Source organism: Streptomyces sp. NPDC044061 (genome assembly GCF_056434305.1).
The window spans coordinates 48,754-64,918 of sequence record NZ_JBWKFL010000043.1; the positions used below are offsets into that span (position 1 = coordinate 48,754).

14 protein-coding genes and 4 pseudogenes are annotated in these 16,165 nt (G+C 69.2%); 10 read left to right on the forward strand and 8 right to left on the reverse strand.

The window, feature by feature from the left end:
- Positions 1-361: 361 nt before the first annotated feature.
- The 5 genes and pseudogenes from AC07CM_RS41255 to AC07CM_RS41275 form a co-directional block, all read right to left on the reverse strand.
- On the reverse strand, positions 362-865 hold the full coding sequence (locus AC07CM_RS41255) for an NUDIX domain-containing protein (protein ID WP_478881678.1): 504 nt from the start codon (positions 863-865) through the stop codon (positions 362-364).
- A gap of 35 nt (positions 866-900) precedes the next feature.
- Positions 901-1,620, reverse strand: a pseudogene (locus AC07CM_RS41260) (tetratricopeptide repeat protein); the annotation flags it as partial.
- 247 nt (positions 1,621-1,867) lie between these two features.
- Complete coding sequence (locus AC07CM_RS41265; RefSeq protein ID WP_478881679.1) at positions 1,868-3,838, reverse strand: DUF3732 domain-containing protein; 1,971 nt, start codon at positions 3,836-3,838, stop codon at positions 1,868-1,870.
- The gene (locus AC07CM_RS41270; protein WP_478881680.1) at positions 3,835-4,317 is read right to left on the reverse strand and encodes a three component ABC system middle component; all 483 of its coding nucleotides are present in this window, start codon (positions 4,315-4,317) and stop codon (positions 3,835-3,837) included. The genes AC07CM_RS41265 and AC07CM_RS41270 overlap by 4 nt, the downstream gene beginning before the upstream one ends.
- Positions 4,304-5,530, reverse strand: coding sequence for an ABC-three component system protein (locus AC07CM_RS41275; RefSeq protein ID WP_478881681.1), 1,227 nt, complete (start codon positions 5,528-5,530; stop codon positions 4,304-4,306). The genes AC07CM_RS41270 and AC07CM_RS41275 overlap by 14 nt, the downstream gene beginning before the upstream one ends.
- Before the next feature lie 168 nt (positions 5,531-5,698).
- Between AC07CM_RS41275 and AC07CM_RS41280 the strand changes: the two genes are divergently transcribed.
- The gene (locus tag AC07CM_RS41280) at positions 5,699-5,857 is read left to right on the forward strand and encodes a hypothetical protein (protein WP_478881682.1); all 159 of its coding nucleotides are present in this window, start codon (positions 5,699-5,701) and stop codon (positions 5,855-5,857) included.
- A 24-nt stretch (positions 5,858-5,881) separates the two neighbouring features.
- On the opposite strand, the gene AC07CM_RS41285 is transcribed toward AC07CM_RS41280, so the two are convergent.
- Positions 5,882-6,445: a peptide deformylase gene (locus tag AC07CM_RS41285; RefSeq protein WP_478881683.1), complete on the reverse strand. Its 564-nt coding sequence runs from the start codon at positions 6,443-6,445 to the stop codon at positions 5,882-5,884.
- A complete protein-coding gene (locus AC07CM_RS41290) occupies positions 6,442-7,416 on the reverse strand; it encodes a helix-turn-helix domain-containing protein (RefSeq protein WP_478881684.1) in 975 nt (324 codons plus the stop codon). The genes AC07CM_RS41285 and AC07CM_RS41290 overlap by 4 nt, the downstream gene beginning before the upstream one ends.
- Positions 7,417-7,565: 149 nt before the next feature.
- Here AC07CM_RS41290 and AC07CM_RS41295 point away from each other — a divergent pair, with 149 nt between their 5' ends.
- From AC07CM_RS41295 to AC07CM_RS41310, 4 genes are read left to right on the forward strand one after another with little or no spacing between them, the layout of a single operon-like run.
- The gene (locus AC07CM_RS41295; RefSeq protein ID WP_478881685.1) at positions 7,566-8,723 is read left to right on the forward strand and encodes a glycosyltransferase; all 1,158 of its coding nucleotides are present in this window, start codon (positions 7,566-7,568) and stop codon (positions 8,721-8,723) included.
- Positions 8,720-9,427 (forward strand): hypothetical protein, encoded by a 708-nt coding sequence (locus tag AC07CM_RS41300; RefSeq protein WP_478881686.1) that lies wholly within the window; start codon positions 8,720-8,722, stop codon positions 9,425-9,427. The genes AC07CM_RS41295 and AC07CM_RS41300 overlap by 4 nt, the downstream gene beginning before the upstream one ends.
- Positions 9,424-10,659 (forward strand): glycosyltransferase family protein, encoded by a 1,236-nt coding sequence (locus AC07CM_RS41305; protein ID WP_478881687.1) that lies wholly within the window; start codon positions 9,424-9,426, stop codon positions 10,657-10,659. Before AC07CM_RS41300 ends, AC07CM_RS41305 begins: the two co-directional genes overlap by 4 nt.
- The gene (locus tag AC07CM_RS41310; protein WP_478881688.1) at positions 10,653-11,576 is read left to right on the forward strand and encodes a glycosyltransferase family 2 protein; all 924 of its coding nucleotides are present in this window, start codon (positions 10,653-10,655) and stop codon (positions 11,574-11,576) included. Before AC07CM_RS41305 ends, AC07CM_RS41310 begins: the two co-directional genes overlap by 7 nt.
- Here AC07CM_RS41310 and AC07CM_RS41315 read toward each other — a convergent pair.
- Complete coding sequence (locus AC07CM_RS41315; RefSeq protein ID WP_478881689.1) at positions 11,513-12,049, reverse strand: P-loop nucleotide/nucleoside kinase family protein; 537 nt, start codon at positions 12,047-12,049, stop codon at positions 11,513-11,515. The two genes, AC07CM_RS41310 and AC07CM_RS41315, sit on opposite strands and share 64 nt — an antisense overlap.
- A gap of 329 nt (positions 12,050-12,378) precedes the next feature.
- Between AC07CM_RS41315 and AC07CM_RS41320 the strand changes: the two genes are divergently transcribed.
- The 5 genes and pseudogenes from AC07CM_RS41320 to AC07CM_RS41340 all read left to right on the forward strand — a co-directional run.
- Positions 12,379-13,116, forward strand: a complete 738-nt coding sequence (locus AC07CM_RS41320; protein ID WP_478881690.1) for an FkbM family methyltransferase — start codon at positions 12,379-12,381, stop codon at positions 13,114-13,116.
- A 374-nt stretch (positions 13,117-13,490) separates the two neighbouring features.
- Positions 13,491-13,775, forward strand: a pseudogene (locus tag AC07CM_RS41325) (aminoglycoside phosphotransferase family protein); the annotation flags it as partial.
- Positions 13,776-13,813: 38 nt separating this feature from the next.
- Positions 13,814-14,429: pseudogene (locus AC07CM_RS41330) on the forward strand (HAD family hydrolase); the annotation flags it as partial.
- A 49-nt stretch (positions 14,430-14,478) separates the two neighbouring features.
- A complete protein-coding gene (locus AC07CM_RS41335) occupies positions 14,479-15,105 on the forward strand; it encodes an IS607 family transposase (RefSeq protein WP_478881691.1) in 627 nt (208 codons plus the stop codon).
- Positions 15,106-15,176: 71 nt separating this feature from the next.
- Positions 15,177-16,165: pseudogene (locus AC07CM_RS41340) on the forward strand (zinc ribbon domain-containing protein); the annotation flags it as partial.

The following is a 16,165-nucleotide window of genomic DNA, read 5'->3' on the forward strand; positions in this document are numbered from 1 at the left end:
CGTGGTCACGAGGCTGTACCGGGCGAAAACCGCAGCCTCGACGTAGTCAAGGGCGTTCGAGTCCGTCTGGGCAGAGCAACAGAGCATCGTCACGGCAAGTGCGTCGAAAAGGCCATCCTGGAAGGGCGCCGTGTCCAGCGCGTTACCCCACCAGCCTTCGATGTCGGAGCTGCATACGGGCCACCGAACACCGCACCAGTTCTCCCCAGGATCGATGCAGGCTGTGCCGGGGATGTCCCAAACGTCGTAACGCCCAACGCCTCAGGAACCAGTTGCTGTAGCCGGGCCTGCACAGCCTCGGCCGCAACCGGCGCAGGTGAATAGTGCGGGTCCTTAGACATGAGGTGGAGCAGCGTGATGCTCACGCTGCCGACCAGCCGTCCAGCGAGACCTCCGAACCGTCATGCAGGTAGTGATGGAGGGCGCTGGCCGTGGTATCCACAAACGCCTCGGGGATGGCGTTGGTGTCAACCCAGCGGACCTGCGAGTGCTTGCGGGGTTCGCAGTTTTCGGGTTCGCCGGTCCATTCGTGGGCGGCGAAGACGACTGTGAGGAAGCCGTTGGGGGCCTCGACGCCCCAGGCGCCGTGGATGATGTGGGCGACCTTGAGGGACTCGGGCTTCACCGTGAGGCCGGTCTCCTCGTACAGCTCGCGGACTGCCGTCTCCGTGATGGGCTCACCCGGTTCGCTCTTGCCGACGGGGAGGTCCCACAGGCCCTGGGCAAACTTGGCGTTTTCGCTGCGCTGGAGAAGGACAACGCGGTTGGTGGCCTTGTCGTGGACGATGACGGCCGCAACGAGCAGAGTCATTGATTCGAGCGCCGGCTTGAGAGCTTGGGAGCGGTCGTCGGTCTGCTGGGCCACGGTGTCCCCTTCGTCGGGCGGGTTGTCTGGGCATGTTAGGCAAGGGCCTCGCGGGCGCGGCGGGCGAGATCGACGGCGCCGGGGACGCCGCGGCGTTGGTAGGCCGCGAGGGTGGAGCGGATCGAGGTGATCGCCTTGCGTGTTCGATCGGAGGTCATGCCTTCCATCAGGACCAGCGCTTGGGTCCAGGCGGCGACGGCTTCGTCGGCGCGGGCCTGGGCGGCGAGGCTGTCGCCGAGGTCGGCGTGGGTGAGGGCGTGGACGCGCTTGTACTTCGCGGGGTCCCAGCGGGTGAGGGCGTCGCGGTGTTGCTGTTCGGTGCCGATGTGGTCAGCGAGGTCTGTGAGGGTGCGGGCGGTGTGGCTGGCCACGGTGCCAGCGGCAGGGCCGCTGACGCGGGAGTAGCTGGGCTGGGGGCCGTCGTCCCGTAGGAGGGCGTCCTCGGCGGCGAGGAGGGCGCGTGCGGCCGACGGGTTCTCGTTCGTGGCGGCGTAGGCGCGGGCGTGGGCGATGTGGAGGAGGGCCTCGGTCTGGCCGTCGACGTGGCCGAGGCCGCGTCGCAGGGCGCCTTCGACGAGGTCGACGCAGTGGTGGGGCTGCTTGAGGCTCAGGGCCTGATGGGCGAGGGCGCGCATCATCCAGGCGGCGTGGCCGTGGGGGTCGGCTTCGCAGGCGAGCTTGTAGCCGACCTGGTAGTAGCGCTGGGCGGCGCCTTCCTGACCGAGGTCTTGGTGCTTCCAACCTGTTGTCGCTGCAGATGCCGTGTCCCCCGTGTATGTGTCGCTTTACGTGGGACCGGAGCCCCGAGGCGCCAACACGCCATGAAGGATCAAGGTGTCTCATTCCTTCGCTGAGCTGTGGCTTAGATCACACTCTTCGGCGACAGGGTCAGCTGTTCGATGTCCACTGGCTGATTCGGTGGTCCATCACGCTGACAGGCCTCGAACTATACGGCGACAGGTGCACTCGGCGTGGAGCGGAAGCCGAACGTCGAGTGCTGGGCTACTCGTCCTCGTCGTCGATCGGTTCAGTGATCCACTCCGGAGGTACGAGGGCCTGGCTGTTGCTGTAGCGCCAGCGCTCGACGACGTGGTCCCGGAAGAGCGGGTCGGCCAGGTCGGCGTGCTCGACGACGATGACCTGGAGCGCGCCGTCGAGTGCCTGGACGGTGTCGTTGATGATCCGGTAGATATTCAGCAGGTGGCTGAGGTCGGTCCCCTGGGGTGTGGGCTCGCCGGTGTAGTCGGGCGGGAAGTACACCTGGGACGGCTGGTCGAGGATCAGCGTCCGAGGAACGGGTCCGCGGTGCTCGCTGAACCACTCGTGCAGGCTCAGCAGCGTGGCGACGTGGTAGCCCAGGTGGTTCTCGGCGCTGCCCATGTCGGCGAGCCGGACGGGACCGTCGGCCGTGTCGGCGACGACAGTCAGCCGGTTGACGTCGAGGCGGATGGGCGCGTCCGAGTGGTCGAGCTCCAGTGATGCAGCCTTGGTGCGGATGTTCTGGCTGATCAGGGACAGGTAACTGGTGAGCCGGTCGCCCTGGGTGTCGTCGCTCAGGAGCTCTTCCAGCTCAGCGATCTGTCGCTGGAGGTCGTCGCGGCGGTCTTCGACCTGCGGGGCACTCACATGCTGAGCGGTGGTGTCGAGGTAAAGGCTGATACGACCGCGCACATGGGCGGCCCGCTGCGACTGGTCCGGCTCCTGCTGCAGCGCGCGCAGCCCGGCGCTGATCTCGTTAATCTCGTCCTGGCTGCGGGAGAGCGCCGCGCGCAGTTGCTGCAGCTGCTCCTCCTCCAGGGCCATCTGGTGTTGCAGGGCGGGTGTGTCGCTGCCGATCACCTGCAGATCGCCGTCGAGGCGTTCGAGGTCGTGCATGATCGTCGCCACCGTGGTGTTGGCCGAGGCGATCGGGCTTTCGCACACCGGGCACTGGGCGGCCTGGGAGGTGTCCGGGGACAGTCGCATCAACCCGAGAGACGCGAGACGTCGGCGCTGCTCTCTTGCCTCGCCCGCGAAGTCGTCATTCTCCTCAACCGCGCGCTTGAGGTCGGCGATGTGGGCCCGAGACTGCCCGACGGCGCGCCGGAGTTGGGCGCGCCGGCCGATGGCGGCGGCCAACGGGGCGCCGTCGTTGTCCGGTCGGGACTCCAGCTCTTGCCGGATGCTGCCTTCCAAGGCCAACCGCAGAAGGCCAAGGACTTCCTCGGCCGTCGGCTCGCTGTCGCGGTGCGGTAGAAGCCCTGCCTCGACCGCCTCGGTGAGCAGTGCTCGGGCCTGGCCCGACGCTGGGCCGAGGTCGCGGGTCTGGGCGAGTTTGGCTTCAAGGTCGGAAAGGTCCCGGCGCAGGAGCCGCAGCCGGTTGCGCAGCGCTGCCTGTTCGGGGTCAACGGCGCCAAGGAAGTACGGGATCACACCCCGGATGGTGTTCGGCCGCCACTCCTCACCTTGGGAGTGGAACAGCAGGTCAGGGTTGGCGACCTCGTTCTGCGCCTGGAAGCAGAAGTAGAGCGCGTGGCGGATCGACGGAGCGATGGTCTGTGCGCGGGCGACCGCTGGCACCTTGACGGTGCGGTCGATGCCGCAGAAGTCGCTGAGGATGTCCTTGGCGGTGTCCAGGGGCGTCGCGAAGGTCAGCTCTTCCAGCGCGGGAGGCGAGGTCTCCGGGGCCTGGGACAGGACACACAGCACGGTGCTCACGGCGTTCCCCGGCTCCGGGGCGCGCCGGGCGACGAAGAGCTGCTGGCCGGGCTTCGCCAGGGTAACGGCGTAGGCGCCCACGTACTTGCGGACCTTGCCGGCCTTGACGGGGTAGTCGGAGCTGGCCAGACAGTAGTCGATGATCGTCAGCAGCGCGCTCTTTCCGCGCCGGGAGTCGCCCGTGACGATGTTCAGGGTGCCGGTGCGGAACGGGACCGTACGGACCTGTCCGGGCTGCTTGCCGTAGACGGTGACCGCTTGGATCTGAAAGGTCACGCTTGGACTCCCAGGAGCGTCAGGACGGTGCTGATGCTGCCGGTGCTGGGCAGCCAGCGCCCGAGTTGGTGGGCGGCTTTCTGGATCGCGGTGTTCTGCTCGGGGCCGTCCTTGAGGGCCGTCACGGCCCGTGGCTTCACCGTCAGCCCGGAGCCTTGAAGCCTGAGCACATCGCCCTGAAGGGCGAAGAGCAGGCCTGGTCGCACGACGGCGGCGAGGGCGGCGGCGTTGAGGCCCATGGCCACGCGCACGGCCTCGTTCTCGTCGAGCCAGTTCATCAGCCCGGTGCGGATGGTGGCGGGCAGCGCCGTCCGGATGGACGGCTGGAGGGCCATGACCGCGGCGGTCACTGCGACTGGAAGCGGGCAGGCGGAGCGGTACTGCTTCTCGTAGCCCTGCACAGCCCGGACGCACACGATTGCTGTGAAGGCCGGGTTGAAAAGGGCGCGCTCCTCGCGGCTGAGGTCACGCTCGGCCATCAGCGGCTCCCGCCGGCTCCAGCAGAGCCGCCAGCCGGGCGCTGAAGTCCGGATGCCACCCGACCCGCAGCTCGTCCGCGAGTATCTGGTATGACCCCTTGACGACGAACACCTCTTCACAGCCGGTGCGGATGCGAAGCCGGGCCTCCCGGTCGACCCACCTGTAGATCAGCTTGGCCTCACGCTTCATCTCTTCTTCGGTGGCTTCATCGCCGAGGTCTTCACGCATCTCGGCGAAGCGCGACTGCCACTCCTCCACGAGTCTGCGCTCATAAGCGCCGATCTCGCCGGCACGCAGCAGGTTCTCGTTCGCCCAGCGGGAGCGCTGAGCGAAGGCCCTCACCCAGTCGCGAACCGCGTAGCCGATCCGCTCCCCGCCCACGTCGATCAGCCGGAGCTGATGCACGAACACCTTGTCGGCGGCATCGGCAGCTGCCGGGGCCGCAGCCGTGAGCGCGGCGATATCAGGGTCGATGGGCAGATTGTGCTCACCGATCTGATTGCGTAGATCATTGAACAGCTCGTCGAACTCGGCGCCGGTCACCGGATCCGACCCCGGGAAGCTCATCTGGACGGACGCCCGCTCGAAGAACCAGCCCTCAAGACGCTGAAGAAAGGACTCGGCGTACCGGCGCTCGACGGCCAGGCTTGCGTAGCCGAGCAGGTCCTCCCTGATGGAGTCCATCCCCGGTGCGTCACCGATGACCTCGATCCGGCTGATGAGCTCGGCCCGGCGTTGCGTCCCGAGCGCGTCGAACGCCTCGAAGGCCTTGACCAACGTCGTACTCTTCGAGGACTGCCGCGCCTGGACGAGGAGGGCCTCGGCAGTCTGCTCGTCACGGTGTCCGCTGGCCTTGGGTTGCAGGAGGAACCCCGCGCTGTCGTCCGGCAGCTCTGCGGTGGTAATCAGGTAGAGGCTAGTCTCGGCAAGATCGATGTGCCCCTCGGTGACGGCATGTGACCAGACCCTGATTGTCTTCCACAGGTCCGACGATAGGTCCGTCAGTCTCACGTTGTCTGCCCGCTTCTTCAGCTGGGTCAGCTCGGTGTGCGACCCGATGAGGGCCTGGACATCGTCCGTTGCCTCAATCGCCACACTCCACTCGATGCCGCCCCTTGAGAGTTCCACGCACCGCTGGAGGGCCACGCGGAGCTGGTAGAGGTATCCGAGCGCTGACGCCGATGCCTCGAAGGGATTCTCCGGGCTGGTCATGCACCCACCGCCTCCCTCTGGTTACCGAGTGCAGCGATCATTCCATGGCTGCGCCGCAGGTAAAACACGGACTGCCGAACTTGTCGGACCGTTACGAGTGCTGGCCAGCCGCCCGTGGTAGCCGCGCTAACCGTTACGGCAGCCGCGAATCAGCGTAAGGAGGGTGGCTTGATCATGTACATCTCTGCGCAGCGGCTCCTACGGAGCGAGGGCGTCGGCCATGGCCTGGGCGAGCTCGTCGATCGTCCGCACCACGCATCTGGGCGGCGTTATCCAGATCCGAGGCTCGGCGTCGCGGTCGTGATCGGCATCCGCCTGGCAGGGTGAGGGCGGAGCGCCGCCCGGTGCGGCCTACTCGTAGGCCCAGGCCCGGCCGGTCTGCCGGTACTCCTCCACCGGGATCGGATCGACGCCGGTCCTCATGCGGGCGGTGTACAACAGGCCGTCGAGGTGGTCGATCTCGTGGTGGATGAGGCGGGCAAGGCCGCGTTCGTACACGGTGGTCACGGTCTCGCCGGTCAGGGTCGTGGTCTCAACGGTGATCTTCAGGGGGCGGGGTACGAGGCCGCGGACGTCGAAGAAACTTAGGCAGCCCTCGTACTGCTCGTCCATCTCGTCGGAGATGTCGATGATCTTCGGGTTGAGCAGGATGATGGCGGGCGCGTCGCCGGGCGGCTGGACGACGGCCGAGGTACGACCGATGCCGATCTGCGGGGCCGCGATGCCCATGCCCTTGGCGAACGGGTGGACCTGGCCGATCCGTTCCATGGCGGCGAAGAGCTTGTCGGTGATGCGCTCGGCCTCGTCGCGTTCGGCGGGTAGGTCGAAGGCGCGGGCCGGTTCGGCGAGGATGTCGGCGCCATGCTGGACGACGCCGAGGTCTCGCATCTGCTGACTGGGCCGCACGTCAATCACCTGAACTCCCCTTGATTCATGTTGCGTTCGGGCCGTGCCCGAAACCGCCACTCCAGACGGTACCGAGCGTGCAGGGCGGGTGTGGTCGTGATCCACGTGAATTGCCGTAGCTCACCGTCGTCGCTGCGGACAGGCGGGGTCCGCAGCGGAGACGCCTCGGCGGTCATGGACGTCTCGGTGCCCCACACGACCGGGTCGAGCGCAGCGGGGAAAACAAGTTGGACTTCGAGCTGTTCGGTGGGCAGGCGTACGGCCCGCTGGAACCAGTTGCCCCACTTGTCGTCGCCGACGGTGTAGGCGTACTCGATCCACACGGACTCCCCCGGGTAGAGCGGGAAGCGGCCGTGTTCGTTGTCGAACACCAGCCAGACTTCCTTGAAGGCGTCGCGGTCGTGTTTCACCTGCCAGCTCATTGCCTCGCCCCGGCAGGTCGCGGTGAGGGCGAGTTCATTCCAGGTCAGCGGGTGGGCCCGGTAGTGGGCGTTGGAGCGCTCGGGGTCGCCAGGGTAGCGGTCCACGGAGATCCGGATCAGGTACCGGGTCACCGGCTCATCGCCGGTGTTCCGCAGCCGGCGGCGCATGGTCAGCCGGTACTTGCTGCCGTCGTACTGGAGCCGTGCCGCGTCGTGTTCGACGACGAGGGCCGATCCGGTCGCGTACGGTTGCTCGGGCCTGCGCTGGGCGGGCGGCGTGGCCGTCGGACGTCGGGTACGCGCCCTCGCCTGCTCGTAGTCGCACCAGCGCCGCCAGATCGCCTTCCCGGCGTTCAGGGCCTCGTCGGCGAGGCGTGAGAACTCCTCGCTGGGCTTGTGACGGCCTGACTCCACGTGGCTGACGTAGGAGGGGTCGAACCCCATGGCCAGTGCTAACGCCCGCTTGGACATTCCGCGTACTTCCCGCCACCTGGCCACCTCAGCCGCGTAGTTCTCGGCCGCCTGCTCGACGGTGATCTCGTCGCCTTGCGCGTCCATCGAACGCCGCCCCCGCGTCACTTGTTGGTGAGCATGAATGAACCGTGAGTGATCCAAGTTCATCATCCCGTCACGGCCCGCGTTGCCGGTTTCCTTCCCTCACCGGCCGGGATCGACCCTCCGGGCAGATATACAGGGAGGCGACGCACATGCGCGTGTTGTACCTGCTCAACATCTCCAACCCCGACCGGCTTTCGGCCGACTCGGGGTGGATCTTCGCGGACCTGCTCGCCCCGGCCCTGGCCGATACCGGGGCTGAGGTGACCGTCGCGGCACCGGCGGCGGCCGGGGATGCCCGCTGCGGCTTCCACCAGACGAAGGTGCCGGGGACGAAGTACCGGGCCCGGTTCTCCGCGGACATCGACGAACTGGTGGCACTGATCCGGGCCGAGAGGCCGGACGCGGTGGTGGCCAACCAGATCGAGGAGGCCCCAGCGATCCGCACGGCCCTGCTGGAGGCCGGATCGGACGCGCTGCTGGCCGGGTACTGCCACTACCTGCCGTTCTCCTTCACCGGTGGCGGTCAGCTCCTGCTGGATCCGTCCCTCAACGACGCAGGTCTCGGACGGCCGGTGCTGCTGGCGTTCGCCGCCGGGCTGGCCGCCTGCGACCGGGTGATGGTCCACTCCTCCACGGCCGCCTCCTGGGTGTCGGCTGCTGCTGCCCGGATGACCGTGGACCTCGGTGAGAAGCTGCGGGTGGTGCCCGCCCCTCGCGACGACCGCCTGGTCTCTCCTCCCGCCACCACCCAGCCCGTCTCCGGCGCCGGGGCGATCGGCATCTACAACCACAGGCTGTACGCGCATTACGGCACCGAGCAGTTCGTGCACCTGGCCCGTGACCTGGTTGCCTCTGGCATCATCCGACTACGGGTGATGGACCTGTTCGGCCAGCGCCGTCCCGAACGGCAGGGCCTGGACAACAGCCCCGAGAAGATGCGTGACCAGCTTTCCACGCTCCCGCACGTCCAGATCGTCTCCGACCGGGGCGACCGCGTCCGCTATAAGAACCTGCTCGCCGGCGCCCGCTTCGGCATCGCCCCCTTCCGCCCCGGCTGCCCCTGGTCCATGAGTGTCATCGACTGCCAGGGCATGGGCCTGCCGGTTATCTCCCCGCGCCTGGGCTGGCTCGCCGAGCACATCGACACCGAGCTGTGCTTCGATACCCCGGCCGAGGCCGTCGCACTGGCCGAACGCCTCGCCATCGACGACGAGTTCCACGCCTTGCACGCCAAGCGCGCTTACGCCTCCACCGCCGACTTCGCCCCCGCCCTGGTCGCCGCCTGCTACCTGGAGGCTCTCTCGTGACGACCAGGTTCGACGCGGTGTTCCTTTCCTACGACGAGCCGATGGCCAGCTCCCTCCACTCCCGCCTGCAAAGGACGCTCGGCGGCATGGTGAAGCGCGTGCACGGCGTGCATGGGATGCGCCGGGCCTACCGGCTGTGCGCCGAGGTCGTCGACCGCGAGCAGTTCTTCCTCGCCGACGGCGACTTCGCCATCGACACCGACTTCGCCCCCGCCATGGTCGAGCCGCTGGACGAGGGCGTGTCCATGCGGGTGTGGCGGGCGGTCAACCCCGTCAACGGCCTGACCTACGGCTACGGCGGTTTGAAGCTGATCCGCCGCAGTGCGCTGCGTGACATGGGCGAGGCGGTTGACGTGCTCGCCGCCCTCCCGGGCCGCATCGAGTTCGCCGAACAGAGCGCGGGCGTCACCCGGTTCAACCAGAGCCCCTTCCACGCATGGAGGGCCGGTTTCCGTGAGTGCGCGATGCTCGCCCGTGGCAGCGAGTACGGCATGGCCGACGACGACGCCCGCGAGCGGGTGGAGGCGTGGACCACGAGCCGGGACGGCGAGTTCGCCGCCTACGCCGCCGCCGGAGCCCAAGAGGGCGTCGTCTTCGCCCGTGGGGCCGCCCGAGCCCCCAAGCTGTTCGACCACCTCAACGACCCCGCCTGGCTGCGGGACCGCTTCACCACCGCCCACGGGGACCAGGCGGTCTCGGGATGACCGGTCCGCTCGTACTCATCGAGCCGTACGCGAACCGCCTGGGCGGCCACCACCAGCGCACACTGGTGGCGCTCGCCCATGCCCGGACCGGCAGCCTGGCCATCGCCCCTCACGGGATCGCACACGAGACGGTCACGCCCCTGCGCGGGGCCGGCACCCGGCTGGCGACCGCCCCGGCCGGGCAAGCGGCGGCCGTCCTGCTGGCCGCATCCCGCCTCATGGCCGGGCTCTCCACGGCCGGGCAGCGCATCTTCCGCTCGCGCCGATGGCCTCGCCGCCTGCGGCGGCTGCCGCACCAGGTCACCCTCATCGCCCGCTGCCTGGCCGAGGCATCGGCTCTGCGGACCGCCCGCCGCCTTCAGCCCGGCGCCGGGGCGGTAGTGATCCTGACCGCGAGCGAGGCCCTGCATGGGGCCGCCGCCCTCCTCGGCGGACAGCCGCACCTGCGGTTCGTCCACGAACAGGTCACCACCGAGGACGCTCCCGTACGGCTCCTCGGGCGGCTCGCCCGCCGGGGCGAGCGACGGGTGATCGCGGTGTATCCAACGCGGGCTGTGGGCGATCAGACGGCGACGGCCTTCCCTGATCTGCCTGCGGTGGTGCGGGCCTTCGCGGTCGACGACGGCCGCCGCCTGACCGACGCCGAACGCGAGGGCGGCCGGACGGCCTTCGACATCCCCGCCGCCGAAGCTGTGGTGTGCCTGGTGGGCGGCTGGTGGCCCTACAAGGACATCGCCGTCATCGATGCCGCCCTGGCCCGGCTTAAGGAACCGCTGCACCTCATCGTCACCGGGGCCCCGCTCGACGAAGCCGTTCTTGAGCGGTGGAGGGCCCTGCCCGACCTGCGCCTGCACACTGTGCCCAGCCCTGTCACAGACAGCGTGCTGCGGCTGGTCTACGCCGCCGCCGATGCCGCCCTAGTAGCGCGGCATCCCGGCGTCGGCAAGGAATCCGGGCTCGTGATGGACGCCGCCAGCCTCGGCGTCCCCCTGATCGTCTCCAACCACGACCCCGTCCTCACCAGTCGGCTTCGCGGCCAGCCCTGGGCCCTGACCTTCCCCGCTGGCGACCCGGACGGCCTCGCCGACGTCCTGCACACCGTCATCCGCCAGCCACCCACCCAGCCCGGCACCGAGGCACCCCGCCTGCTGGGCATGCGGACAGCCGACGAGCAGGCCGACTTCCTCACCCACACCTTCGCCTCCCTCCGTACGAAGGAGTCACGATGCTGAGCACACCTCCGCCGCTGGTCTCCGTCATCGGCCCCGTCGAAGCCCCGCTGCTGGCCGCCTGGGTCCGCCACTACCAGCTGCTGGGCATCGAGCGGTTCCTCATCGCCTTCCACTTCCCCGAACACGTCCCCGACCAGCGGCGGCACGAACTCCAGACCGCCAGCCGCGAGCTGGGCATCATCCCCACCGCCACCAGCAGCGGCCCGTGGCACGAGCACACCAACGGCGAACTCAGGGACGCCCTGCGGCAGCAGGCCGGGCCCGGCTGGCACCTGCTCGCCGACGCCGACGAGTTCCAGCAGTACCCCGTCCCGCTGGACGAGATGATCGCCCAAGCCGAGCACGCCGGGCACCACGTGGTGGGCGGGCTGATGCTCGACCGCGTCACCATTGACGGCTCCCTGACCGGCTGGGACCCGCACACGGGCCTGGACGCGGCGTATCCGCTCGGCGCCTTCCTCACCCACCAGCTCCTGCGCGGCGACCCCCGCAAGATCGTGCTCGCGCACTCCAGCGTCGCCGTGGCCTCAGGCAACCACCGCGCCGAGGGCCACCGCCCGGCCAACCGGCCACCGGTTGCCGTCCACCACTTCAAGTGGCGAGACGGCGTACGCCAGGACATCGAGCGGCGGGCCGTGCACTCGGCGGACGGCACCTGGAAGACCGCCTCCCCGGCCCGGCTCGCCGAGGCCCGCCGCCTGCTCCAGCACCTTCACCGGCACGACGGCCGGATCGCGGTCGACTCCCCGCACCTGGGCTTCCAGCCTGTCTCGCTCCAGACCATCCCCGACTGGTGGGCGGCGCAGGCGACCCGGCTGGTGACCACCTGGCGGCCACCAACCTCAAGGGAGGGTCAGAACCAGCCAGGCTCAATGATCTCCTCGCCCTCGCCCTCGGGCGGCTCGAACCGGGCGTAGAAGTCGTTGAGCGCCGACTCCGTGACGGTCAGCGCGTTGGCGTCCTCACGCAGGTTGCGCTCCTCAAGACGCCGCAGCAGCTCGGCCCGCTCGACAGGGAAGTACAACAGCTGCGGCCGACCGCCCGCCTCTTCGACGAGCTTCTTCCACTCTTGGCGGGTCGAGCGCAGCCACAAGCCGTGGTCCAGTACGACGTCCCGGCCTGCCGCAACCAGCTCCACCAGGCGCTCACGGACCTCGGCGACCACCGGCGCCTCCAGGACGAAGTAGTCCCGCTCCGGATAGTCCACGCCGTAGTTGCCGTGCCGGGCGTGAACCAGCTCATCCACCGACAGCCGCACCGCTCCGGCCGGCTCCAGCCGCCGCTGGGCGTACGTGGTCTTGCCCGACCCGGTCAGCCCGACCAGCAGATACACCACCGGCCCGGTCTCCCGACCGCGGTCAGCAGCCCGGCTGCGCTCCACCGCCTTCACCCGCGCTCTCCTCCTCGCGCTCTGGATTGCTCCTGGAGCCCAGCGTGCCACCCTTCAGCCCGCAACGCGGCCGAACGGCCGCGCCCCACCCCAGGGAGATCTGCCGTGATCCCACCGCTCATGCTCAGCGCCCTGCGTGCGTACGTGCGGTATGCGCCCGGCTGCCTCGGCAAGCCATGGCTGGCCGGGCACCTGAGCGAATACCTCAAACAGCACCCGCTCACCACGACTGCCCGCACCCACACCGGCACCGTCTTCCCCGTGGCGACCAGCGATCTCATTCAGCGCTACGTCTGGCTGTTCGGCACATGGGAGCCGCACCTGACCGCATGGATGCGCAACCGCATCACCCCGGGCGACCTCGTGATCGACGCCGGCGCGCACACGGCTACTTCACGCTGCTGGCCTCCCAGCTCGTCGGCCCCACCGGCCGTGTCGTCGCGATCGAACCCTCCCCGGCCTTCCGCCAGACTCTGACGGCGAACATCGAGGCCAACGGGTGCGCCAACGTCCGCACGGTGAACGCCGCGGTGTCCGACGCCGCGGGCCGGATGACCTTCCACCTGGAGCGCTCCACCAACCTCGGCGGCGCCACCTCAGTCCTCCCGCGCACCGTGGTCTCCTCGTTCGAAGCGGACGCGGCGCCGCTGCCCCAGCTCGTCACGGAGAACGAGCTCGCCGCCGCCCGCCTGATCGAGATCGATGTGGAGGGCGGCGAGGCTGCGGCCGTGCGCGGGCTGGCCCCCGTCCTGGGCAGACTGCGCCACGACGCCGAGCTTGGTATCGAGGTCACCCCCCGGACGCTGGCCAAGCAGAGACAACAGGTCGACGACGTGGTTGCGCCCCTGCGCGAGCACGGGTTCCACGTCTACCGGCTGGCCAACGACTACGCCGCGGCCAGCTACCCGGTCGCCCTGCGCAGGCCCGCGCCTGCCACGACCCGTACGGGGCCGTACCGCTGCGCGTGGCGGGCATGTGGCGGATGTTACCGACGGTGTCAGCGTGCCTCCGCAGACGCTCGATCTCCTCGTGCTGGGCAGCCAGCCTGGAGATCGCGAGGGCCTTGAAGGCCGTGAGCTCGGCGAGATCCACGTCCCGTTCGGCGACTCGTTCCTTCAGGTCGGCGACCTGGGCCTTCAGCCTCTCGATCTGGGATGCCCTGGGGTCCGTGACGATCCCGGCCGCCTGGGCGTCCTTCACCCACCGTTCGAACTCTTCCGCAAGGTGCTGGTAGGGGCCGGGGCGTTCTCCCTTCGGGTAGAAACCGGTGCGGGTCACCCCTGCCTCGGCCGCCAGAGTCTTGAGATCGCACCCTCCGCCCGGCGGGATCGCTCCGGCGAGCAGCCGGTCCATCGCCGCCCGGATCGCCGCCTCGTTCCGGGCGCGGGTCTCTGCTGTCAGGCGGCTCATCTGCGCCACCCTCACCTTCCGGAGCCCACACGTGACCACGAACCCCAGCGCCGAACTCCTCGACAACCTGCTCACCCTGGCCGGCCGGACTGCCGCCGTACGGGAGGAGGTGCGCGTGTGGTCAATGTCCGGAGTCGAGCGCGTGACCTTCTCCGACGGCTCCACGGCCATCTTCAAGTAAGCCAAGAAGCCCTTCGACAGCGAGGACCAGGCCCTCCGCCTGGCCCACACCCTCGGCGTCCCCGTCCCCCAGGTCCACGGCTCCGCCGTTCTGGACGGTTGGCTCGGCATGCTCATGGAGGACCTCGGGCCGTCCGCCTTCATGATCGTCGCCAAGGGTGGACGGCACGGCGTGAACGCCTCGGCCAGGTCGACGCGCGGACCTCGACAAGACCGGCACCCTCACCGAGGGCACCCCGCGCGGGACGGAGATCCGCCCACTGACCGGCTCCGGTCTGACCGAGAAGCCCCTGCTGGCACCGGCCACGGCGGCCGAGCACCCCAGCGAACACCCGCTGGCCGGGGCCGCCGTGGACGACGCCCGCACCCACGGCCTCGCCTGGGCGCCGCGAAGAACTTCGCCTCCACGCCCGGCCTCGGCGTGATTGCCACCGTCGACGGACGTACGGTCGCGGTGGGTGTCCCCGCCCGGCTTGCTCGCCGGCGCCGAGGACCCGAACTCCGCCCGTGCCACTGTCGTCGCCGCCGGGCTGGAGGAAGACGGACGCACCACCGTACTGGTCACGGCCGTCGGCGCAGCTGTGGGCGTCCTGGGTATCGCCGACCGCCTGCGGCCCGACACCACCGAACGCGTTCACCTCCCTGACCGCGCTCACCGGCACCGCCGATGCTGGTCACCGGCGACAACCCGCGGGCCGCCAACGTGGCCGTCGAGGTCGGCATCGGCGACGTACCCGCCGAGTTGCTGCCCCAGGACAAGGTGACGGCGGTCAAGGAACTGGAGCAGGCTCACCAACTTCATTAGCTATCCCTGGCGTTGTGCAGGTATGGTTGTGTGCATGGAGTTGCTGCGGATGTCCAAGGCTGCGCAGCGTCTTGGGATACATCCGATGACGTTGCGTCGGTGGGCGTTGGACGGCAAGATCCCGTTCGCGTGGGTCGGGCGTGAGCGCCGGTTCTCCTCGGTGGATGTGGAGAGCATGAAGCGCGGCAGTGACTCCTCGACTGCGCGTGGGCGTCTGGAGTTGCTGTATGTGCGTGTGTCCGGCTCGTCCGGGCAGGAGGCCTTTTTGGAGGCTCAGGAGGCCGAGTTGCGGGCCACCTCCATGGGCGAGATCGTCAAGGTCGTCCGGGATCGCGGTTCGGGTTTGAAGGAGAACCGGCCTGGTTTGAATCGGGTGTTGGCGATGGTGTCGGACGGCACGGTGACGGTGGTGCGTGTCACGCATGAGGACCGGCTGGCCCGGTTCGGTGTGGGCTGGCTCAAGCGGTTGTTCGCCGTATACGGGGTCACCGTGGAGGTGCTGCACCCGAAACAGTTCGGCGGCCGGGACGAACTCCTCGAGGATTTCGTCTCTGTGGTGACGATGTTCGCGGGCCGCTTGTACGGGATGCGTAGCGCGGAGAACCGCAAACGGCTGCTGGCCGAGTCCGGCCAGTGCGATGACCGGGACCGTGCCGCGTGAGCAGGAAGCTGCCGCTCGCCGACGGCGAGAGGGCTCGTACTGCCTGCGCCCGGGCTCTGATCCGGTCGGGCGTGGACGAGAGGAGCGGCGAAGTCCTTGGCCCCGCTGCCCTGGCCGAACGCGTGGGCTGGTGCACGGAACTGGTGGCCCAGATGACCGGTGCGCTGCTGGCCGCGCACTGGAACACCGCGGACGTGAACATTTTGGCCTCCGGGGAGGATGCCGGGGGCCGCAAGCTGCCGTCGAACGCGTGGATGGCGCTGCGCCGCCTCGGCTGGAGTGTCGCGCCGGCCGAGGGTATCCAGGTCAATGACCGAATCGTGCGCATGGCCCAGGAGATGGCTGGTCGTGCGCTGCGATCGGTGAAGTGGCGCGCCGACGTGACGGCTGGGGTTCTGGCCTCCTGGCCAGCTGATCCGAAGAAGCGTACCGCCGTCGAGTGGGAGGCGGTGCGTGAGGCGATACCGGGCGGAGAACACCTGCCGTCCAGCATCATCCGATCCCGCACGCGCCAGATCGCCACCTTCGAGCGCAAGCACGGGCGTCTTGCTGCCGGCCTGTTCGAGCTGGAGCCAACACCCCGTGTGGCCAAGATGCTGCTGCTCGCAGCGTGCGACGTGCAGCAGGCCGGCATCGAACGATCCGACGACGGGCGCCGTGCCCTGCTGCGATTACAGCTCCCGACCCGGTCCGACCCGCAGGCATACCGCGACTGGGCGTGGGTGGCCTGCCCGATCACGTTGCCGCCCAGGGTTGCGGCGAACGCGGTGATCCACCTGCCGACTGTGCGTATCGCGGGCGGGAAGGTGCGGGCTGATCTCGCCTACACCCACGCCGTGCCCAAAGCCCAGCGCAGCGGGCACACCGTTGCACTCGGCGTGGACTGGGGCCTGAACACGCTCCTCAGCGCAGGCGCGGCCCAGCTCCACCAGGCCGGGCGGATCACCGCGCTCGGGGCGGGCGCACAGTTCCGGGCTGCCGGTGTGCTCGCCAAGCAGTACCGGCTTCGGCGGCAGTCCGAGCGGCTGCACGCCAAGACCGACCACTACACCCGGCTCAC